General features: G+C 65.8%; 19 protein-coding genes and 1 tRNA gene. 13 read left to right on the top strand and 7 right to left on the bottom strand.

Features of this window, described 5'->3' with window-relative positions:
- Positions 1–22: 22 nt before the first annotated feature.
- Positions 23–1150: an aromatic acid exporter family protein gene (locus QF038_RS18910; RefSeq protein WP_307612209.1), complete on the bottom strand. Its 1128-nt coding sequence runs from the start codon at positions 1148–1150 to the stop codon at positions 23–25.
- Positions 1151–1401: 251 nt separating this feature from the next.
- On the opposite strand from QF038_RS18910, the gene pstS reads away from it, so the two are divergent.
- The 4 genes from pstS (at position 1402) to pstB (ending at position 5545) form a co-directional block, all read left to right on the top strand.
- Positions 1402–2523 carry a phosphate ABC transporter substrate-binding protein PstS gene (gene pstS / locus QF038_RS18905; protein WP_307612207.1) on the top strand — a complete coding sequence of 374 codons (1122 nt, stop codon included), beginning with the start codon at positions 1402–1404 and terminating at the stop codon, positions 2521–2523.
- Between the two features lie 112 nt (positions 2524–2635).
- Complete coding sequence (pstC, locus tag QF038_RS18900; protein WP_307612205.1) at positions 2636–3568, top strand: phosphate ABC transporter permease subunit PstC; 933 nt, start codon at positions 2636–2638, stop codon at positions 3566–3568.
- Positions 3569–4681, top strand: a complete 1113-nt coding sequence (gene pstA / locus QF038_RS18895; protein ID WP_307612203.1) for a phosphate ABC transporter permease PstA — start codon at positions 3569–3571, stop codon at positions 4679–4681.
- Positions 4682–4765: 84 nt separating this feature from the next.
- Positions 4766–5545, top strand: coding sequence for a phosphate ABC transporter ATP-binding protein PstB (gene pstB / locus QF038_RS18890; protein WP_307612201.1), 780 nt, complete (start codon positions 4766–4768; stop codon positions 5543–5545).
- Positions 5546–5630: 85 nt separating this feature from the next.
- On the opposite strand, the gene QF038_RS18885 is transcribed toward pstB, so the two are convergent.
- The 4 genes from QF038_RS18885 to QF038_RS18870 form a co-directional block, all read right to left on the bottom strand.
- Complete coding sequence (locus QF038_RS18885) at positions 5631–5990, bottom strand: hypothetical protein (RefSeq protein WP_307612199.1); 360 nt, start codon at positions 5988–5990, stop codon at positions 5631–5633.
- Between the two features lie 269 nt (positions 5991–6259).
- Complete coding sequence (locus QF038_RS18880) at positions 6260–7273, bottom strand: inorganic phosphate transporter (protein ID WP_307612197.1); 1014 nt, start codon at positions 7271–7273, stop codon at positions 6260–6262.
- Between the two features lies 1 nt (position 7274).
- Positions 7275–7892: a DUF47 domain-containing protein gene (locus QF038_RS18875; protein WP_307612195.1), complete on the bottom strand. Its 618-nt coding sequence runs from the start codon at positions 7890–7892 to the stop codon at positions 7275–7277.
- Positions 7893–8217: 325 nt separating this feature from the next.
- The gene (locus QF038_RS18870) at positions 8218–8877 is read right to left on the bottom strand and encodes a hypothetical protein (protein WP_091420424.1); all 660 of its coding nucleotides are present in this window, start codon (positions 8875–8877) and stop codon (positions 8218–8220) included.
- A gap of 180 nt (positions 8878–9057) precedes the next feature.
- Here QF038_RS18870 and QF038_RS18865 point away from each other — a divergent pair.
- From QF038_RS18865 to mmuM, 3 genes are all read left to right on the top strand, one after another.
- Positions 9058–9130: transfer RNA gene (locus tag QF038_RS18865), tRNA-Lys, on the top strand.
- A 100-nt stretch (positions 9131–9230) separates the two neighbouring features.
- Positions 9231–10247 carry a LacI family DNA-binding transcriptional regulator gene (locus tag QF038_RS18860; protein WP_307612193.1) on the top strand — a complete coding sequence of 339 codons (1017 nt, stop codon included), beginning with the start codon at positions 9231–9233 and terminating at the stop codon, positions 10245–10247.
- Between the two features lie 47 nt (positions 10248–10294).
- A complete protein-coding gene (gene mmuM / locus QF038_RS18855; RefSeq protein ID WP_307613529.1) occupies positions 10295–11257 on the top strand; it encodes a homocysteine S-methyltransferase in 963 nt (320 codons plus the stop codon).
- Between the two features lie 63 nt (positions 11258–11320).
- Here mmuM and QF038_RS18850 read toward each other — a convergent pair whose 3' ends face one another.
- Positions 11321–11821, bottom strand: a complete 501-nt coding sequence (locus QF038_RS18850) for a hypothetical protein (protein WP_307612191.1) — start codon at positions 11819–11821, stop codon at positions 11321–11323.
- Positions 11822–12019: 198 nt separating this feature from the next.
- Here QF038_RS18850 and araB point away from each other — a divergent pair, with 198 nt between their 5' ends.
- Genes araB through araA form a run of 3 tightly spaced genes read left to right on the top strand, consistent with a single transcriptional unit; the run spans position 12020 to position 16069 of the window.
- Complete coding sequence (gene araB, locus QF038_RS18845) at positions 12020–13801, top strand: ribulokinase (protein WP_307612189.1); 1782 nt, start codon at positions 12020–12022, stop codon at positions 13799–13801.
- Positions 13798–14493 (top strand): L-ribulose-5-phosphate 4-epimerase, encoded by a 696-nt coding sequence (locus QF038_RS18840; protein ID WP_307612187.1) that lies wholly within the window; start codon positions 13798–13800, stop codon positions 14491–14493. Before araB ends, QF038_RS18840 begins: the two co-directional genes overlap by 4 nt.
- Positions 14494–14548: 55 nt before the next feature.
- Positions 14549–16069, top strand: coding sequence for an L-arabinose isomerase (gene araA, locus QF038_RS18835; RefSeq protein ID WP_307612185.1), 1521 nt, complete (start codon positions 14549–14551; stop codon positions 16067–16069).
- Position 16070: 1 nt separating this feature from the next.
- Here the strand turns inward: araA and QF038_RS18830 are convergent, their stop codons facing one another.
- Positions 16071–17093 carry an ANTAR domain-containing protein gene (locus tag QF038_RS18830; protein WP_307612183.1) on the bottom strand — a complete coding sequence of 341 codons (1023 nt, stop codon included), beginning with the start codon at positions 17091–17093 and terminating at the stop codon, positions 16071–16073.
- A 426-nt stretch (positions 17094–17519) separates the two neighbouring features.
- Between QF038_RS18830 and QF038_RS18825 the strand changes: the two genes are divergently transcribed.
- The 3 genes from QF038_RS18825 (at position 17520) to QF038_RS18815 (ending at position 20823) form a co-directional block, all read left to right on the top strand.
- Entirely contained in the window at positions 17520–19010 is a 1491-nt protein-coding gene (locus QF038_RS18825) for an alpha-N-arabinofuranosidase (RefSeq protein WP_307613528.1), read from the top strand.
- A 115-nt stretch (positions 19011–19125) separates the two neighbouring features.
- Positions 19126–19716 (top strand): HhH-GPD-type base excision DNA repair protein, encoded by a 591-nt coding sequence (locus QF038_RS18820; RefSeq protein ID WP_307612181.1) that lies wholly within the window; start codon positions 19126–19128, stop codon positions 19714–19716.
- Between the two features lie 102 nt (positions 19717–19818).
- On the top strand, positions 19819–20823 hold the full coding sequence (locus QF038_RS18815; protein ID WP_307612179.1) for a LacI family DNA-binding transcriptional regulator: 1005 nt from the start codon (positions 19819–19821) through the stop codon (positions 20821–20823).
- Positions 20824–20881 lie beyond the last annotated feature (58 nt).

Raw genomic sequence — 20881 nt, 5'->3', positions numbered from 1 at the left:
TCGGCGAGCTCAACCACCGGAGCTAAAGCGCCGGGAGTACGTCCCGGGCCTCGCGTGCGTCCATCCCTGTGGCCTCAAGGAGGTCCACCATCAGGGGCCGGTACAGCATTACCACCGTTTCGCCTTCGAGCCGCTGCACTTCAAGCAGCTTCGGGTGCAGCCGCAGGGCAATCTCGCTCAGGTCCCGGCGGGCCGTACGCAGGTGGGCGCGGCGGACGCCGTCGTGCGTTTCCGCCAAGCCCAGCGACAACTCATCGATGGCCGCACCGGTCTCCTGCAGCACCTCCGCAATGTTCTCCGTCGCCTCGTCCGAGAGCGCCGCGTGATTGATGGCACTGGTGAGCCGGCGGGCGAAAACGCGGCTGTTCCGCAGGGCCAGGTCAATAAAGTCCAGTGACACTTTCAGCTGGTCCAGCTCCTCACGGTGCCGCCGGTAGGCGGGCGCAAGCCTGGCCACCTCCCCGGACGAGCGCAGGGACTGGCGCATCGCGTCCACCAGCGGCTGGCAGTTCCGGCCCCGGATGAGCGCGTGCCATGCCTGGGTGGAGTCGCTGTTGACCAGGGCGTCGGCACACTCGCGCAGCACCTCCGCCAGTTCATGCAGCAGCTTCTGGACGTCCTTGCGCGGTTCCCGGCGCGGATCCTTAGGGATCAGGATGGTTACCAGCAGCGCGCACAGGCCGCCCACCACAGCGTCAATACTCCGGGTAAAGGGCCCGCCAGCCGGCGCCGGCAGCAGCACCACCAGCAACGACTGGAGTCCAAGTTGCGTGGTAAAGATGGTGCCGCTGTCCAGGAAGCGGGCCAGCAGGATGGAGAAGAGAAGCACGACGGCGGCCTGCCAGATTCCGCTGCCCAGCCAGTGCAGGAGCAGGTCGCCCACTGCGATGCCGATGGTGCAGCCCAGTCCCACCTCCACCACACGCCGCAACCGCGGTTCGCGAGAGAAGCCCAGGGCGATGAGGGAGGAGGTTGCGGCGAACAGGGGCCCGGAATGGCCCAGCACGTACTCGGCGAAGGCATAGGCGCCCACTGCGCACAGCGTCATCTGGATGGCGGGAATCAGCGAATTCCGGCTCCGGATCAACCCGGTGCGGATACGGCCGTGCAGGAAACGCCTGCCCGCTGAGAGTCCTGCTGCCGAAGCCATGACGTCCAGTCTATTTGTTGCCCGTGTTTTATTTTTGCTGCCGCGCACTACGGCCGGAGATGTGATCTGCGCAATGGGAACCCGGCACTTGTCAGCAAATATCCCGCCGTCGTTAATGTTCCGTTCACTTTGGTCAGCCCATCCCGTTACCTGCAGCCCATAGCTTCGATGAAGGTACAGAACGTACGCATCGCGCTGCAGGGCCCTCCGTCCCTGCCCGCACCTGAATAACCCTGGAAGGGGTACATCTAGTGAAGGCACTCCGCTTCGGCCGCCACGCCGCAATCGCTGTTATCGCAGCCGGCGCACTCGCGCTCTCTGCCTGCGGTTCAGACAACGCAACGGGCACTGCACCTGCAGGAAACCAGACTTCTGCCGGCGCCAAAGTCACCGGCACCCTCACCGGCATCGGCGCATCCTCCACCACCGCGGCCATGGACGCGTGGAAGGCCGGCTTCGCCTCGGCAAACCCGGGCGCCACCGTGCAGTACTCGCCGGACGGCTCCGGCGCGGGCCGCAAGGCCATCATCGACGGCTCGGCACAGTTTGCCGGTTCGGACGCGTATCTCAAGGACGAAGAACTTGAAGCCTCCAAGGCCAAGTGCGGCCCCGAGGGTGCCGTCAACATCCCGGTCTACATCTCCCCGATTGCCGTAGCCTTCAATCTTCCCGGCATCACCGAGCTGAAGCTGGACGCAGCCACCGTGGCCAAGATCTTCCGCGGCCAGATCACCACCTGGAACGATCCCGCCATCGCAGCCCTGAACGACGGCGTCACCCTGCCGGACCTCAAGGTCACCCCGGTGAACCGCTCGGACGACTCCGGCACCACCACCAACTTCACCGACTACCTGGCGTCGGCAGCCTCTGAGATCTGGACGGACAAGGCCGCCGGCGTCTGGCCTGCAAGCCTGCAGGGTGAGAACGCCAAGGGCACCTCCGGCGTGGTCAAGACCGTCACCGACACCCCCGGTGCCGTGACCTACGCTGACGACTCCGCGGTGGGCGGCAAGCTCGGCACCGCCTCCATCAAGGTGGGCGAAGACTTCGTGAAGATCTCCGCCGAGGCCGCCGCCAAGGCAGTTGAAGCCGGCAAGCCCGTTGAAGGCCGCTCCGCCAACGACGGTGCCATCAAGCTGGACCGCAAGACCAACGCCTCCGGCGCCTACCCCGTGGTCCTGGTTTCCTACCACGTCGTTTGCAGCACGTATGACAAGCAGGAGACGGTTGACCTGATCAAGGCCTTCGAGAACTACGTAGTGTCCGAGGAAGGCCAGGAGACGGCTGCGGATTCCGCGAAGTCCGCTCCGCTCTCCTCCACCCTCGCCGAGAAGGCAAAGACGGCAATCGAGTCCGTCAAGGTCAAGTCCTAATCAGCGCACCGAATCCGGGTTCCCCGCCTGCCGGCAGGCAGTGCGGGGAACTTGGCATTGGATGCACGTTCTTCCAGTCTTTGAATAACCTCCACGATCGAAGGGCCGTCGAATGACCGCCACCCCCCTGACCAGCACCCAGGGCGCCGGCCGCGCCGGGGACAAAATCTTCTCGGGTGCCGCGCTCGCTGCCGGCTGCCTTATTCTCGCCGTCCTCTTCGGCGTCGCGCTCTTCCTGGTGGTCCAGGCCATCCCGGCGCTGACAGCACCTGCGGCCGAGATCCAGGGCGGTGCAGGCTTCTTCGCCTACATCTGGCCCATCGTGATCGGCACGCTTATCGCAGCTGTTATTGCGCTGGTGATTGCCACACCCATCGCCATCGGCGTTGCCCTGTTTATCTCCCACTTCGCCCCCCGCGGACTCGCCGCCGGCCTGGGGTATGTGGTGGACCTGCTCGCCGCAATCCCCTCGGTGGTCTACGGTGCGTGGGGTGCAGCATTCCTGGCCGGGCAAATCTCCCCAGCCTACAACTGGCTCGCCCAGAACATGGGCTGGCTGCCGATCTTCCAAGGGCCCGCCTCCGCCACCGGCAAAACGATCCTTACCGCCGGCGTCGTCCTGGCCGTGATGGTGCTGCCCATCATCACCTCGCTGTCCCGCGAAATTTTCCTGCAGACCCCCAAACTGCACGAGGAAGCCGCGCTCGCACTCGGTGCCACCCGCTGGGAGATGATCAAGATGTCCGTCCTGCCCTTTGCGCGGCCCGGCATCATCAGTGCCGTTATGCTCGGGCTCGGCCGCGCGCTCGGAGAAACCATGGCAGTGGCCCTCGTGCTGTCCTCCGGAGCCCTGACGGCCAGCCTGATCCAGTCCGGCAACCAGACCATTGCCGCGGAGATCGCCCTGAACTTCCCCGAGGCCAGCGGACTCAAGGTCAGCACGCTCATCGCGGCCGGCCTGGTCCTGTTCATCATCACCCTGGCCGTGAACATGATCGCGCGCTGGATCATCACCCGGCACAAAGAATTCTCGGGAGCCAACTAAATGACCTCCACACTTACTCCCGTCCGCAGCAAACGCTCGGCGCTCACCAAGGGCCAGCTGCCCAAGTACGCGCCCTACGTGGTCCTTGCCGCAGCACTGATTCTCGGCGCAGCGGTCCTCGCGCTGGTGGGCTTTAACGCGTTCGGCTGGGGCGTGGTCTCCGCGATCCTGTTCGCCATTGGGCTGGTGTCCTGGAGTGCAGCCGTTGAAGGATCCCGCAGGGCCAAGGACAAACTGGCCACCTGCCTGGTGGTGGGGTCATTCCTGGTTGCGCTGCTCCCGCTTGTCTCGGTGATCTGGACTGTGCTGGTGAACGGCGTGCCGGGGCTGATCACCCCGGGTTTCCTGGGCACCTCCATGAACGGCGTCACCGGCTTGTACGACAGGCAGGCCGTCGAAGAAGGCGCACCCGTACTGGGCGGCATCTACCACGCCCTCCTCGGCACCATCCAGATCACGCTGCTCGCCACCATCATCTCGGTTCCCGTGGGATTGCTGACCGCGATCTATCTGGTGGAATATGGCCAGGACGGCCGGCTCGCCCGCGCCATCACCTTCTTCGTTGACGTTATGACCGGTATCCCCTCCATCGTGGCCGGCCTCTTCGCCGCCGCCTTCTTCTTCGCGGTGGTGGGGCCGGGAACCAAGACAGGTGCCGTGGCCGCCGTCGCGCTTTCGGTCCTGATGATCCCCGTGGTGGTGCGTTCCAGCGAGGAAATGCTGAAGATCGTGCCCAACGAACTGCGTGAAGCGGCGTACGCGCTGGGCGTGCGCAAATGGCGGACCATCGTCAAGGTGGTGATTCCGACGGCGATCTCAGGCATCGCTTCGGGCGTCACCCTGGCCATCGCCCGCGTTATCGGCGAGACGGCGCCCATCCTGGTCACCGCCGGCTTCGCCACCAGCATCAACTCCAACGTGTTCAGCGGCTGGATGGCCTCGCTGCCCACGTTCATTTACACCCAGATCCTGAACCCAACCTCACCGGCCAACCCGGACCCGTCCTCGCAGCGGGCCTGGGGCGCTGCCCTGGTGCTGATCATCCTGGTGATGATCCTCAACCTGGGCGCCCGGCTGATCGCCCGGGTCTTCGCCCCCAAGACAGGCCGCTGACCGCGGTTCCCGGCACGCGGCACCTAACGCCGCTTCCGGCCGGAACCTAGACTTCAATTCATCCCCAGTTAGTGAAGGAACACCATGTCTAAGCGCATCGACGTCAAGGACCTGAACGTGTACTACGGCGATTTCCTCGCCGTGGAAGACGTCACCATCAACATCGAGGCCAAGTCCGTCACCGCATTCATCGGTCCGTCCGGCTGCGGCAAGTCCACCTTCCTGCGGACCCTGAACCGCATGCACGAGGTACTTCCCGGCGCCCGGGTGGAGGGCGAAGTGCTCCTCGACGGCGACAACCTGTACGGCCCGGGCGTGGACCCTGTTACCGTCCGCTCGCAGATTGGCATGGTGTTCCAGCGGCCCAACCCGTTCCCCACCATGTCCATCCGGGACAACGTGCTGGCGGGCGTGAAGCTGAACAACAAGAAGATCTCCAAGGGCGAGGCAGACGTCCTGGTGGAGCGCTCACTGAAGGGTGCCAACCTCTGGAACGAGGTCAAGGACCGCCTGGACAAGCCGGGTTCGGGCCTTTCCGGCGGCCAGCAGCAGCGCCTCTGCATCGCGCGGGCCATCGCCGTGGAGCCGCAGGTGATCCTGATGGACGAGCCGTGCTCCGCGCTGGACCCCATCTCCACCCTGGCCATTGAAGACCTCATCAACGAGCTCAAGGACCAGTACATGGTGGTGATCGTGACCCACAACATGCAGCAGGCGGCCCGCGTTTCGGACCGCACCGCGTTCTTCAACATCGCGGGCACCGGCAAGCCCGGCAAGCTCATCGAAATCGGCAACACGCACACCATCTTCAGCAACCCCACGCAGAAGGCCACGGAAGACTACGTCTCCGGCCGCTTCGGATAAACCCGGGCGTGCCGCACCTGGCGGAGGGCCCGCGGCACCTGCCTGGCGGGTGCCGCCGTCGTACTCCTGATCGGGGACTGTCCGCCTACTCGGGGACTTCCAGCTGGAAGCCGCACCGGCAGCGCAGCACCCTGGTGGGCAGCGAGACGGTGTTGAGTGCCCCGCCGGTGTTGCTCCGGTAGCACAGGCGCTCTATCTCGAACTCGGCTTCCTCCATGGCAAATCCGCAATGGATGTACTCGTCACCGAACAAAATGACCTTTGCCATCCACCGCACCTGGCCAAGCGCCGCAGCGACGTCGGCCGCATACGCGAGGTGCTCCTGGAACCGGCGGCATTCGTTGCACGTATAGGAGACGGTGACCAGGTCGCCGTTGGCTGCACCCATCGCAATGATCGCGTGGATGGTCAGCTGCTGTTGCGTTCCGCAAAGCTCGCACTGCATCTGGCGTGGCTGAGGGAGGTTGTGGCGGGGAGCCGGGGTAGACATGACGCCTGGTCTTTTCCACGCTGTGCAGCCAACCCGCCGACATGCTGCAGCGGAACCATCCCAGCCCTGCACCCGGCTGCGGATGGCAGGCCCGGCAGCTGCGCTGGGGACCTACTTTTGAATTTACGTCACCAGCTTCCGGCTGTACAGGTCTAATACGGCAGGGCAGCAGCGGACGACGGCGTGGTCCCCGGCTTTGAACCGGCGGACCCCGTCCGCGCGGCTTACCCCGGCAGCGGGGAAAGAGCCAGCGCAAGCACGAAGGCGAGGGCGGCTGTGGCCAGCGGGGTGAGGATCCAGAGCCCCACGATGCGGATCACCAGCTTCCGGTTGGTGACCGAGAAATGCTGGTTCTCTCCCGCGCCCAACACCGCCGAGGTGACGGTGTGTGTGGTGGACAGGGGCCAGTGCAGGCCGATGGCACCCACAAAAAGCATCACGGCGCTGGAAATCTGGGCTACCGAGCCGCGCAGCGGGTCGATCCTGGTGATTTTATGGCCGATGGTGTGCGAGATCCGCCAGCCGCCGAACATCGTGCCGGCCGCGATCATCACCGCGGAAAGCAGTGCAACCCACACGGGGATGCTGCCGCCGTCCGAATAGCCGGCCGCCAGCAGGGCAAGGAGGAGGACGGCGCTGATCCGCTGCCCGTCCTGCAGGCCGTGGCCGAACGCCACCGCCCCCGCCGCAATGGACTGGCTGCGGCGGAACCGCTGGTTCACCACGTTGGGCTGCGTGTGCCGTGCGGCCCAGGTGGCGGGGTAGACCAGCATAAAAGCGCCGCTGTAGGCCACCAGGGGTGACAGCACCAGGGGCAGGATGACCTGGAACAACAGGGAGTTGTCCACGCCGCCCACACCCGGCCCGCCCACGGCGAGGCTGGCGAGTCCGGCCCCGGCAAGGCCGCCCACCAGGGCGTGGGTGGTGGAGGCCGGGATGCCCCGCCACCACAGGAAGACTCCCCAGGCGATGGCGCTGGCCAGGCCGGCCAGGAGGATGCTGAGTCCGTCCGTCCCGGAAGGGAGGCTGATCCACGCCTGGCTGACGGCCACCGCCAGGCCCGCGCTGAGCAATGCGCCGATGAAGTTGAAGAAGGCTGCCAGCAGCACCGCCACGCTGGGCGTGAGTGCCCGGGTGCGGACGGCAAGGGCCACGGAGGTGGAGACGTCACGGAACCCGTTGACGAAGGCGAACACGGCGGCCAGGAGGACCACTGCGCCGAAGACGACTGCCGTCACCTCAGGATTCCTTGACGATGATGCTGCCTACCTGGGTGGCGATGCGCCGCATGTCCTTGGTGACTTCCACGAGTTGGTTGGCGATGTCGCGGTTGAGGGAGTATTGCGCCCACTTCATATCGCTGATCATGTCCGCCACCCACACCCGGTGGGTCCGTTCGGCACGTTTGGCCAGGCGGAGGATTTCGATCCAGTAATCCTCGAGGTCGTCCAGGTTATCGAGCCGCCGCATGGCATCCACGGTGAGCTCGGCCTGCCGGCTGATGATCTCCAACTGGTCCGCGGCCCGTTTGGGCAGCCGCTCCAGCCGGTAAAGGGCCACGAGTTCCGCGGCGGCATCCAGTTTCTCGATGGCCTCGTTGAGGTAGCGCGAGAGGGCGTACATGTCCTCGCGCGGCAGCGGGTTAACAAAGCTGGTGCGCATGTGCGTCAGGAGGGCGAAATGCAGTTCGGCGGACCGTGCCTCGTGGTTGTGCATGTCCTCCACGAGCCTGCCGTGTTCCGCTGCGGGGACACCGAGGATTTCGGCGAGGGTGGCGCTGCCGAGGACAATCTGCTGCGCCATTTGCGATAAGAGGTTCAGCCCGGCGGGCTCCTGGGGAAAAAGGCGCAGTTTCACGTAGTTACCGGTCTCCGGGAGTAGTTCAGGACGGGAGTTGCCTGCCGTGTGACGTGACCCCGGCGCAACCAACGCTAACTCTACCGGCCTGTAAAAGGAGGGTTGAAACGTGCTGACAGCAGGCGGCCAACAAACACCAGCCCGGCCGTAAGCGGGCATAAAAATGGTGCCGAACCGGATACGCCTCTCGGCGGTAGGCCGCTCTAGGCGGCTGAATGTTGAAGCCCGGGGGTTTCGCGGCTCGGCACCAGTTTCAGTGTTCTACGTTGGTTGGCCCAAGTCAACATTGACAGATCGCGGGTTCCGGGGCACAAGGCCGGCCCTGTCAGTCCAGTTCGCCCAGCCGCCACGCGTTGGCAGCGTGCTCGAGGTCCTCGGCGGTTTTCACCAGCTGGTTGGAGTTGCGGGTGAGCTTGCTGGCATGGGCCTCGTTGCCGTGCTCGGCACCGTCGGCAAGGGTGGCCTGGCCGAGCGCCACCACGCGGCAGAACGCTGCGGAACGTTCCAGCGCGACGTCGAACTCGCCGTCGAACGCCCCGGACAGGATGGCGTCCGCCATCGTCTTCATCTCGTCTGCTCCGGGAGGCTCGGCCGCGCCGGCCACGACGTTGGAAACCTGGGCTGTGTCCTTTCCGGCGCGGAAGTACACGGAGATGCGCTCCGGGTCCTGCACTGTGGCCGCCCGCAACGCATAGAGGCGCCAGAGTGCACCCGGAAGCGACCGTGCGGGGCTCTCCGCCCACATCTCCGCGATGGCCTCCAGGCCCTGCTCGTCGGCCAGCCTGACCAGCCGCTCGGTCACGGCGGGATCGTCGCTGTCGCGGCCGTGCCGGACCAGAGCCTGGGCGGCGAGGTGGGCCGCCTCGGACACGCGTGCCGGATCCGCGCCGCCGGCAAAAGGCTCGAAGTCCACGGGGGCGAAAGGCTTGGGCTTGTGGTGCCGGTTGGCGCCGCCGTAAGGACTGGGACCTGGTTGCTCGCTCATGCCACCCACGCTACTCCTGTGCCCTGCCGTAAATCGAGCATCAGAACCCTTTGCGCACGCGCCCGACGGCGGGTCCCGGCTTGCGTTCAACGGGGCCGGAACCATGGGTTAGAGTATTAAATGTCCAGAAATGGATTGGGCCGGGCAGGCTGGCACTTCGGTGCCCACACAGCCCGGCAGGGGCCTTTAGCTCAGTTGGTAGAGCATCGGACTTTTAATCCGTGGGTCGTGGGTTCGAGCCCCACAGGGCCCACTCTTTGATAAGAGCGGGAATCCCCCGGCAGCCTTTCGAGGCCGCCGGGGGATTTTTCGTGGGGCGCGTGGCTTCCCGGCTAAACGGGCACAATGGGGACATGACTAGAAGCAACACCGGGCGGCTGCCGCGCCTTGAGGACGTGGCTGAACTTGCTGGTGTTTCCCACCAGACCGTTTCCCGGGTGGTCAATGGCCACCCCAACGTCAGCAAAGCGACGCGCGAAAAGGTGGAGGCGGCCATCGCGCAACTGGGCTACCGCCGCAACACTGCGGCACGCAGCCTGGTGACCCGGCGCTCGCAGACCATCGGGGTGCTGGGCAGCGAGCTTTCACAGTACGGCCCGGCCAACACCATGCTCGGCGTCGAGCGTGCCGCGCGGGATGCCGGCTACTTCGTCAGTATCGCAGCGCTGCGTTCCATCGGCCGGGACGCCATATTCGACGCCCTCCGGCACTTCATGGACCAGTCCGTGGACGGGATCGCCGTCCTGGTGCCGCACACCGAAACGCTGCAGATCCTTGAGGAGTTCAACCCCGGCGTCCCGGTGGTGGCCGTCGGCTCTGCGGGCAACGACGCCGTCAGCGGCGTGATGGTGGATCAGGAACGCGGCGCCGGGATCGCCGTCGGCCATCTCATCGACCTCGGGCACCGCAGGATCGGCCACGTTGCCGGGCCGGCGGACTGGATCGATGGCGCCCTCCGGGCCGAGGGCTGGCGTGCGGCGCTGCAGCATGCAGGTCTGGAGGACGACCTGCTGCTGGAAGGTGACTGGAGCGCCGAAAGCGGCTACGCGATCGGGCGGCGGCTGGCAGCGGAGCGCACTGCAACAGCCCTGTTCGTGGGCAACGACCAAATGGCCCTCGGCGTGCTGCGCGCGTTTAATGAGGCCGGCGTGCGGGTGCCCGACGACGTCTCCGTGGTGGGGTTCGACGACCAACCTGAGTCGGGCTTCTTCACCCCGCCCCTCACCACTGTGCGCCAGGACTTCGAAGAGCTGGGCCGACGCTGCATGGATGCCATGCTGAAGGAGATCGAAGCGGGCGCGCCGGTCAGTTCCACGGTGGTCACCCCGCAGTTGGTACCCCGGGAGAGTACGGCAGCACCGCGCTCCTGATGCGCCCCCCTTCGCTGTAGCCTGAAGTGATGCCCCTGCCTGACACCATGCCCCGCAACAACGTTCTGTCCCGCCTGCTTGATGCCGGAGAGAACCTGGTCCTGGACGGTGCCCTGGCCACCGAACTTGAAGCACATGGCTGCGATCTGGAGGACCCATTGTGGTCCGCTAAAGTCCTGCTGGAGCAGCCCGAACTCGTCAGGCGGGTCCACCTTGACTACTTCCGGGCGGGGGCGCGGGTTGCCATCACCGCCAGCTACCAGGCAACGCCGCTGGGGTTCGCACGCCGGGGGATTTCCGAAGTCGAAGCCCTGGAGCGGGTTGCCCTGAGCGTCCGCCTGGCAGACGAAGCCCGCCGCGAGCACCTGGCCGCAAACCCGGAGGCCGGACCGCTGCTGGTGGCCGGGTCTGTTGGACCGTACGGCGCCTACCTCGCCGACGGGTCCGAATACCGTGGCGACTACACCCTGAGCCGGAAGGATTTTAAGGCGTTCCACCGGCCGCGGATCGCGGCCCTCGTGGACGCGGGAGCCGATGTCCTTGCCTGCGAAACATTGCCCTCGCTGCCTGAAGCTGCGGCGCTGCTGGAACTGGTTGCCGAGTTCGACGTCGAATCCTGGCTTACGTTCACGCTCCGGGATGGCGCGCACATCAGTGACGGCACTGCCCTCGAACGGGTGGCGGAGCTATGCAACGAGGAGCCGCGCGTCGCCGCCGTTGGGGTGAACTGCGTGCCGCTGGAGCTTGTCACTCCGGCACTGGATGCCCTGGGGCGGGCCACCCGCAAACCGTTTATCGTATATCCCAACTCCGGAGAAACCTACAACGCCACCACCAAGACCTGGGGGCCGGCCGCAGCTTCCGGTGAAGCCGCCGGTCAAGGACGGCCGCCGGCCAGCCTTGTGGAAGGAGTCCAGGCCTGGCAGGAACGCGGCGCGCGGATGGTGGGCGGCTGCTGCCGGACCACACCGGCGGATATTGCCGCGTTGGCCCGGTTCTGGCGGTCCTGATCCCGCATTGGCCGGCACTTCTTTTGAATCCAGCCTCGGCGTGAGCCTTATCCGGCGAAACCTCTAAACAACGGGGGATTTCGACCGGGATGCGTGGAGGCGGCGGGACCAGCGGACAAGCCCGGGCCAGTAGTACATAACGGCATAGGTTAGAAGCGCCGCAGCCACGTGCGCGTGGAGCATCAGGTGTGGCGAATACGCGGCCGTCGGTGCAGCCTCGGCCCCCGATCGCGGATCCTGCGGGGGGAACGGGACGTCCTGCACACTGCCACCGTGACCGTGCCCGGCAACTCTTTCTCCGGAGCCGCCGGAAAACGCCGCAAACCCCAGATGGAGCAGTTGCTGGGCCACCGCGCACGCGAGCAGCACGGCCAAGCCGGGCAAGCTGAAACGCCCCATCATCGCTGCAGCCATTCCGAGCAGCGCTCCCAGGGCTGCAAGGATGATGAGCGAGGGTGCCGGACCGCCGGCTGCCAAGTGTGCTGCCAGGCCGAAGCCCGTGGAGAGCGGACCCGCCAGCCACGCGGTGGACTGAGAACGATCCTTCGGTTGCACGCTGGCCACAAGCTCCCCTCCTGCCGTGGGCATCCGGTGTGAAAGTCCATGCTGTCCCTACCCCAAATGGCAGTCGTCCCACAGCTTACGTGGCGATACTTGTAGCAAATCCCTTTACAACACTGCCTTTTGCGGCATTGACTTCATTGTTGTTAGCGCTCACAATTGAAGAGCCGCGAAGCTGCGGCAGCTATTGGAGGAACTTTTATGGACGTCAGAGTGGACACGGACAGCTACGTCATCGGCGTGGATTACGGGACGCTTTCCGGCCGGGCCGTGGTGGTCCGGGTACGGGATGGCAAGGAGCTGGGCAGCGGCGTGTACGAGTACCCCCATGCAGTGGTTACGGATGCACTCCCGGAAGACGTCGCGGGCCGGGGCGCCGACGGACAGACTGTCCGGCTCCCGGGGGAATGGGCACTCCAGGTGCCCAACGACTACCGGGACGTCCTGCGTTTTGCCGTACCGGCAGCTGTGGCGCAGGCAGGGATTGACCCGGCAGCCGTCGTCGGAATTGCCACGGACTTCACGGCCTGCACCATGGTGCCGGCCAAAGCGGACGGAACACCGCTGAACGAGGTGCCCGGATTCGAAAACCGGCCACACGCCTACGTGAAGCTATGGCGCCACCACGCCGCGCAGGGCCAGGCCGACCGAATCAACAGGCTGGCTGCGGAACGCGGCGAACAGTGGCTGCCCAGGTACGGCGGTTTGATTTCTTCTGAGTGGGAGTTCGCCAAGGGGCTGCAGCTGCTGGAGGAAGACCCCGAAGCCTACGCCGCGATGGATCACTGGGTGGAGGCTGCGGACTGGATCGTCTGGCAGCTGTGCGGCCGGTATGTCCGCAATGCCTGCACTGCCGGTTACAAGGGGATTTACCAGGACGGGCGCTACCCGTCCGAGGAATTCCTGGCTGCCTTGAATCCTGCGTTCAGGGACTTTGTCAGCGCGAAACTGGAACACACCATTGGCCGCCTCGGCGACGCCGCCGGGTACCTCACCGCAGAGGCTGCCGCCTGGACTGGTCTGCCCGAGGGTATCGCCGTTGCGGTAGGCAACGTGGACGCTCACGTGACCGCTCCGGCTGCGCGAGCGGTGGAGCCCGGCCAGCTGGTGGCGATCATGGGCACCTCCACCTGCCACGTGATGAACGGCAATGAACTGCATGAAGTGCCGGGCATGTGCGGGGTGGTGGACGGCGGCATCGTGGACGGACTCTGGGGCTACGAGGCCGGCCAGTCCGGCGTGGGCGACATCTTCGGCTGGTTCACCAAGTACGGTGTGCCGCCCGAATACCACCACGCCGCCGAAGCAGCGGGCCTTGGCATCCACGAATACCTTACTGAGCTGGCCTGCCGGCAGGCGATTGGCGAGCACGGCCTGATCGCTTTGGACTGGCACTCGGGCAACCGCTCTGTGCTGGTGGACCACGAGCTGTCCGGGATCGTGGTGGGGCAGACCCTGGCCACCCGGCCCGAAGACACCTACCGCGCCCTGCTCGAAGCCACGGCATTCGGTACCCGCACTATCGTGGACGCCTTCCGCAGCTCCGGCGTTCCGGTCAAGGAATTCATCGTGGCCGGCGGCCTGCTCAAGAACCGGCTCCTGATGCAGATCTACGCTGACGTCACGGGATTGCAGCTGTCCACCATCGGCTCCGAGCAGGGCCCGGCCCTGGGCTCGGCCATCCACGCTGCCGTGGCGGCCGGAAAGTATGCGGATATCCGGGAGGGAGCCGCCGCCATGGGGGCGGAGCCGGGGGAGGTGTACACGCCGATTCCTGAAAACGTGTCCTCCTACGAGGAACTGTTCCAGGAATACAGGACCCTGCATGACTACTTTGGCCGGGGAAGCAACGACGTAATGCACCGGCTCAAGGCCATCCAGCGCAAGGCTGCCGGTTCCCTCGGCGGAGCCGCCGGTTCCCGGGTGGGAACTTCAGGCCAGCAGGCCGCCGCTGTTGAGGCTGCGGTGGAGGTGTCCGCATGAGCACCGGAATCCTGGACATCATCGCCCGCGTCAGGGAAGAAGTCTGCGCCCTGCACGCCGAACTGACCCGGTATGAACTGGTGGTGTGGACCGCGGGCAACGTCTCCGCCCGGGTCCCCGGTCACGAACTGATGGTCATCAAGCCCTCGGGCGTCTCCTACCAGGATCTGACGCCGGAGCAGATGGTGGTCACGGACCTGTACGGGGTGCCTGTGCCGGGAGATGCGACAGGTGAGTGGGGCAACCCGGCGCTTTCGCCGTCGTCGGATACTGCTGCCCATGCGTATGTGTACCGGCACATGCCGGAGGTGGGCGGTGTAGTGCATACGCACTCCACCTACGCCACCGCGTGGGCGGCCCGCGGCGAGTCCATCCCGTGCGTCCTGACCATGATGAGCGACGAATTCGGCGGATCCATCCCGGTGGGACCGTTCGCGCTGATCGGTGATGATTCGATCGGGCACGGCATCGTGGAGACGCTGAAAAACTCGAACTCCCCGGCGGTGCTGATGCAGAACCACGGCCCGTTCACCATCGGCAAGGACGCCAAGTCCGCGGTGAAGGCTGCGGTGATGTGCGAGGAAGTGGCCCGTACTGTCCACATCGCCCGGCAGCTCGGCGAGCCCATAGCCATCGACCAGGGCCACATCGATTCCCTTTACGCCCGCTACCAGAACGTCTACGGGCAGTAATTCAGCGCCGCCGATCCAAGCAGCACCCACAAAGACTTACTCCCAAGGAGAACCCATGAGCACTGCAGCAAACACATCCCTTGACGGCTATGAGGTCTGGTTCCTCACCGGCAGCCAGCACCTGTACGGCGAGGACGTCCTCAAGCAGGTGGCCGCGCAGTCGCAGGAAATCGCCAACCAGCTCAACGCCAGCTCCGCCGTCCCGGTAAAGATTGTCTGGAAGCCGGTCCTGACCGAGTCGGACGCGATCCGCCGTACGGCGCTGGAGGCCAACTCCGACGATTCGGTCATCGGCGTCACTGCCTGGATGCACACGTTCAGCCCGGCGAAGATGTGGATCCAGGGCCTGGACCTGCTCCGCAAGCCGCTCCTGCACCTGCACACGCAGGCCAACCGGGACCTGCCGTGGGCAGACATCGACTTCGACTTTATGAACCTGAACCAGGCAGCCCACGGCGACCGCGAATTCGGCTACATCCAGTCCCGGCTGGGCATCGCCCGGAAGACCGTCGTCGGGCACGTCTCCAACCCGGAAGTGGCCCGGCAGGTAGGTTCCTGGCAGCGTGCCGCGGCCGGCTGGGCCGCCGTGCGGACCCTGAAGCTGACCCGCTTCGGTGACAACATGCGCAACGTTGCCGTCACCGAAGGCGACAAGACCGAGGCGGAGCTGCGGTTCGGCGTCGCGGTCAACACATGGTCCGTGAACGAGCTCGCCGACGCCGTGCACGGCGCTGCGGAGGCCGACGTCGACACGCTCGTGGCGGAGTATGAGGACCTTTACGATGTGGTGCCGGAGCTGCGCGCGGGCGGGGTCCGACACGATTCGTTGCGGTACGGGGCGAGGATCGAGCTCGGCCTGCGCAGCTTCCTTGAAGCCAACGGCTCCGCCGCTTTCACCACCTCCTTCGAAGACCTCGGCGCCCTCCGCCAGCTGCCCGGCCTTGCCGTGCAGCGGCTCATGGCCGCCGGGTACGGCTTCGGCGCCGAGGGCGACTGGAAGACCGCCATCCTGGTCCGCGCGGCCAAGGTGATGGGCGCCGGACTGCCCGGCGGCGCTTCCCTGATGGAGGACTACACCTACCACCTGGAACCGGGCGCGGAGAAGATCCTCGGGGCACACATGCTCGAGGTCTGCCCTTCGCTGACCGCTGGCAAGCCGCGCCTGGAAATCCACCCGCTGGGCATCGGCGGCAAGGAAGACCCCGTGCGCCTGGTGTTCGACGCCGATGCCTCCCCGGGCGTTGTCGTCGCCCTTTCGGACATGCGGGACAGGTTCCGCCTGGTGGCCAATGCCGTCGACGTGGTCCCGCTGGACCAGCCGCTGCCCAACCTGCCCGTGGCCCGTGCGCTGTGGCAGCCCAAGCCCGACTTCGCCACATCCGCTGCCGCCTGGCTCACAGCCGGCGCCGCACACCACACCGTTCTGTCGACCCAAGTGGGCATGGACGTGTTCGAGGACTTCGCGGAGATCGCCAAAACCGAGCTGCTCACGATCGACGAGGGAACCACCATCCGCCAGTTCAAGAAGGACCTGAACTGGAACGCCGCCTACTACAAGCTGGCCGGCGGCATCTGACCTAGTGGCCGAAGTGCGCCTGCGGAGGACCCTCGGGCAACCGCTCGAGGATGTCCTCCGCCACCCGGCGCACCTTGATATTCCGGTGGCTGGAGGCACGGGCAAGGATCGAAAAAGCTTCATGGTAGGAACACCTGTTCTGGGCCATGATCACGCCGCAGGCAACGTTGATGGACGTGCGGCTGTCCAGCGCGAACCGCAAGTCCGATGCGGTTGACCGGGCGTTGTGGAGGTCCAGGGCCATCTGAAGGCTTTTCGCGGCAAGGCCGGCGAAGGAGCGCGCCTCGGAAATGACCTGCAGCGGAAATGCCTTGGCGTCCTGGGCGAAGAACGAGAGCGCGGCGGTGGTCTCACGTCCCGGGATGCTGCCGTCAGTGGTTGTCCCGCTGTCCTTGTCCACCCGGAGCCGCATGCCCAGGACGCTGCCAAGGTTGGCTGCCTGTAACTCCTGGCAATACCGGGGCCAGCGGAAGTCGCCGCTCCGCTGCAATACCGCCACGGGATGTCCGCCGGCAAGGACGTCACAGACCGGGCCTTCGCCTGACTCCTGTTCCCATTCCAGGAGCCGGATGACCTCGGCGGACGTTCCGGTGATGACCGGGGCCCGCTTCGCCTGCCGGACCACCACCCCGGTTTCGATCACCAGGCCTGCCGTGCCCACAACCGCCCGGGCTGATGCGGTTGCCAGCAGTTCCAGGGAGTCGCGCAGCGTTTCGGCGCCGGTCACCAGGTCCAGCAGGATTGCGTTCTGCGCCCCGCTCTGCGGGCCGGCCGGCCTGCGTTGCCGTGAATCACCGGACTCGGCGTTTCCAGCTGCGGGGTTGCCGTGTGGAGCACGCCCGAGTGCCGGACTTCCATATACGGCGGGCCCGTGGGGGCGGTGGCGGGGGCCCTGCTGGGAAACCAGAGGGCCGGCGACGGCTGGGGGAGAGGCCTTGGTCTCGAAGACCTCCTCGTCGCCGGCCCCGCTTAGTGCCCGGGTCCGTCGACCCGGGAAATCGGAGTTTGCGTATTGTGCATGCATTGCCAGTCTCACACCCCCTCGTGAGCCAAGTACCGCGAGCCAGAACCCGTCTTGTCTCTGAGAAAAACCTAATTGCGTCGCCGTACGCGGTGAATGCGTAACCGGTACCCGTTTTTGAGATTAGGTACTACTTGGTTTTTGCACCGACGGCCTGGTGCCGGCGTTTCCGCAGGTGGGCGGCGTGCAACCCGGGATGGTCTCAGCCGATGCGGCCGGGGACGGCCGCCCGAATGTTGCTTGACTCCCATTCGGCAACCATCAACAATGGTTTCTATAACGTTGTAAATTTATCGAAACGAGGACGTTTTCGTGACACCCACCGAATCCACCACTCCCGCCGCGGCATCCGGACTCACTGGACCCGCCGGATCGGAATCGCCGGCGGCCGGAGCCGCCGCACCAGGAATCCAAGCCGCAACAATAACCATGGACCCTGCTCTTACCGTGGGGCCCGTCCGCCGCCGCACCTTCGGCGCCTTCGTGGAGCACCTGGGGCGCTGTGTCTACACCGGCATCTTCGAGCCGGAACATCCCACGGCGGACGAGGACGGGTTCCGCGGCGACGTACTGGAGCTGACGCGGGAACTCGGCGTGTCAACGGTGCGCTATCCGGGCGGCAACTTCGTCTCGGGATACCGCTGGGAGGACGGCGTGGGTCCGGCGGACCAGCGTCCCGTCCGGCTGGATCTCGCCTGGCACTCCACCGACCCCAACCTGGTGGGCGTTGACGAGTTCGCCAAGTGGTCGGCGAAGGCCGGCGTCGAAACCATGATGGCGGTGAACCTTGGCACCCGCGGCACCCAGGAGGCGCTGGACCTGTTGGAGTACTGCAACATCGACGGCGCCACAGCCTTGTCTGACCGGCGCAAGGCCAACGGGGCGGAGAACGGCTACGGCATCAAGATGTGGTGCCTGGGCAACGAGATGGACGGGCCCTGGCAGATCGGCCACAAAAACGCGCTCGAGTACGGCCGCCTGGCAGCGGACACCGCCCGCGGCATGCGCATGATCGACCCTGACCTGGAACTCGTGGCGTGCGGCAGCTCCGGCCCCACCATGAGCACGTTCGGTGAATGGGAGCGGGTGGTCCTCTCCGAAACCTACGAACTGGTGGACCTGATCTCGGCGCACCAGTACTTCGAGGACTTCGGCGACCTCCAGGAACACCTCTCCGCCGGCCACCGGATGGAAGCTTTCATCCACGACATCGTGAGCCACATAGACCACGTGAAGTCGGTGAAGAAGTCCACCAAACAGGTCAACATCTCCTTCGACGAGTGGAACGTCTGGCACATGAGCCGCGACGAGTCCAAGGTTCCCTCGGGCAAGGACTGGCCGGTGGCCCCCGTCCTGCTCGAGGACACCTACACGGTGGCGGACGCCGTCGTCGTCGGTGATCTCCTGGTGACGCTGCTCAAGAACACGGACCGCGTCCACTCGGCGAGCCTGGCGCAGTTGGTCAACGTGATCGCCCCCATCATGACCGAGCCCGGAGGCCGCTCCTGGAAGCAGACCACGTTCCACCCGTTCGCACTTACCTCCCGCCACGCGTCCGGGACCGTGCTGCAGCTCGCCGTCGAATCCCCGCTTGTCAGTGGCGGCAAGACGGCCGGTTTTGCGGCAGTGTCCGCTGTCGCAACCTATGACGCAGAGAAGGGCGAGGCAGTGGTGTTCGCCGTCAACCGCTCGGCCACGGACGCGCTTGGCCTGGACGCCGTGGTGTCCGGCCTGGGCGATGTGCGCGTGGTGGAGGCGCTCACCTACGCGAACAAGGATCCGTACTGGCAGGCCAGCGCCGATGATTCAACGTCCGTCCTGCCGGCGGAGAACGTCTCGGTGAAGGCCGACGGCGGCCGCCTCACTGCCACCCTCCCGGCAGTGTCCTGGTCCATGATCCGGCTCGCGGTGGGGGAATAATCGGCAGCGGAGTTTTGTCCAGGTACGCCGACATAAATGGCGGAAAAGCTGCGTATCCGGACAAAAACTCCAGCGAGTAGGGGACGCATGACGACGGCGGCACTCCTCTGGGAGGATGGACAGCATGGAACTGCACATCACGGGGGATCCCGCCGCGGACAAGTTGTTGAGTGAGGACGCCTTTGCGCTGCTGACGGGCATGCTCCTGGACCAGCAGGTGACCATGGAATCGGCGTTTGCGGGCCCTGAGAAGATCCGGACCCGGATCGGTTCCATCGCGCCGGAGGACATCACGTCCCAGGAGCCGCAGGCCTTCGTGGAGATGTTCAAGGAACGCCCTGCTGTCCACCGCTTCCCAGGCTCCATGGCGGCGCGGGTCCAGGCCCTCGCGGAAGCCGTGCAGAGCGAGTGGGACGGCGACGCCACCGCGATCTGGACCAAGGGAGATCCTGACGGCGCCGAGGTCCTACGCCGGCTCAAAGCACTGCCCGGTTTCGGTGAGCAAAAGGCCAAAATTTTCCTTGCCTTGCTGGGCAAGCAGCGGGGCCTCCAGGCGCCGGGCTGGCGGGAGGCTGCCGGGCACTACGGCGAGGAAGGCTCGTATCTCTCGGTCGCGGACATCGTTGATCCCGAGTCCCTGGTGAAGGTGCGCGCCAGCAAGCAGGCGGCCAAGGCTGCAGCGAAGGCGGCCAAGGCGAAGGACTAACTGGGCTGCTTTGCCCCAGGCACGACGGCGGGTTCCTACCGATACGGCTTCTTCTGCAACGATGTATTGCAGGAACAGGCGGAACCACACGAAGGAGCCACGATGGCGGTCACCATGAACGATGTTGCGAGGGCGGCGGGGGTGTCGCTGAAGACGGTCTCCAACGTCCTCAATGACTACGAGTTCATCCGTCCCGCCACCAAACAGCGGGTCCAGGACGCCATCGCCGAGCTGGGCTACGAGGCCAACCTGACGGCGCGCAGCCTCCGCTCCGGGAAGACCCGCATGCTGGGCCTGGTGCTGTCCGACCTCTCCGCCCCCTACTACGCGGAACTGGCGTCAAGGCTGATGAAGGCCGCAGCGCAGCGCGGGTACCGGGTCCTCGTGGAGCAGTCCGATGCCACGGCGGACGCGGAACTGAATGCCCTGCAAGGGCCGTTCCGGCAGCTCACCGACGGCCTGTTGTTCACCCCTTTGGTGATGGAGGCTGATGCCATTGCCGGGCGGCTGGGCAAAAAGCCGCTGGTGATGCTAGGTGAACACATCCTGGATCCAAGGTTTGATCTGGTCACCATGAAGAACGAGGAAGCGGCTGCGGCCCTGACCGCGCACCTGGCGGCGGCCGGCCGCCGTCGGATAGCCGTCATTGGCGCCCGCCCGGAGGAGTCCGGCGGGACTCCAGGGCTTCGCCTCAACGGCTACCGGCGGGCGCTGGACACAGCCGGGATTCCCTTTGATCCGGCGCTGGTGACACCGTGTGAGTGGCGCCGGGACGGGGGCGCGGCGGCAGTGGCCGGGCTCCTGGACCAGGGGGTCGAATTAGATGCGGTGTTTGGGCTGAACGACGCCTTGGCCCTGGGGGCCATGCACGAGCTGCTCATCCGCGGCATCAAAGTCCCGGAGCAGGTGGCCGTCGCCGGCTTTGACGACATTGACGAAGCCCGGTTTGCCTCGCCCTCGCTGACAACAGTTGCACCCGGCATGGCCGAGATCGCCGAGCGGTCCATCGCCCTGCTGATCGACCGGATTGAAGGCCGGGAATCAGCGGACCAGGGCGTGCATATGGAAGCCGGGTACCAGCTGCAGATCAGGGAATCTGCGCCCTAGGGCTTTACGCGCCGCTGGTTTCCCCGCCTGAGTTTCACCCGGCCGCCGGCAGGGTACG

This window comes from Pseudarthrobacter sp. W1I19 (genome assembly GCF_030817835.1).
In the GTDB taxonomy this organism is placed as follows: Bacteria; Actinomycetota; Actinomycetes; order Actinomycetales; family Micrococcaceae; genus Arthrobacter.
Note: the sequence above shows the minus strand (reverse complement) of the source record. Positions and strands in the feature narration are given on the sequence as shown.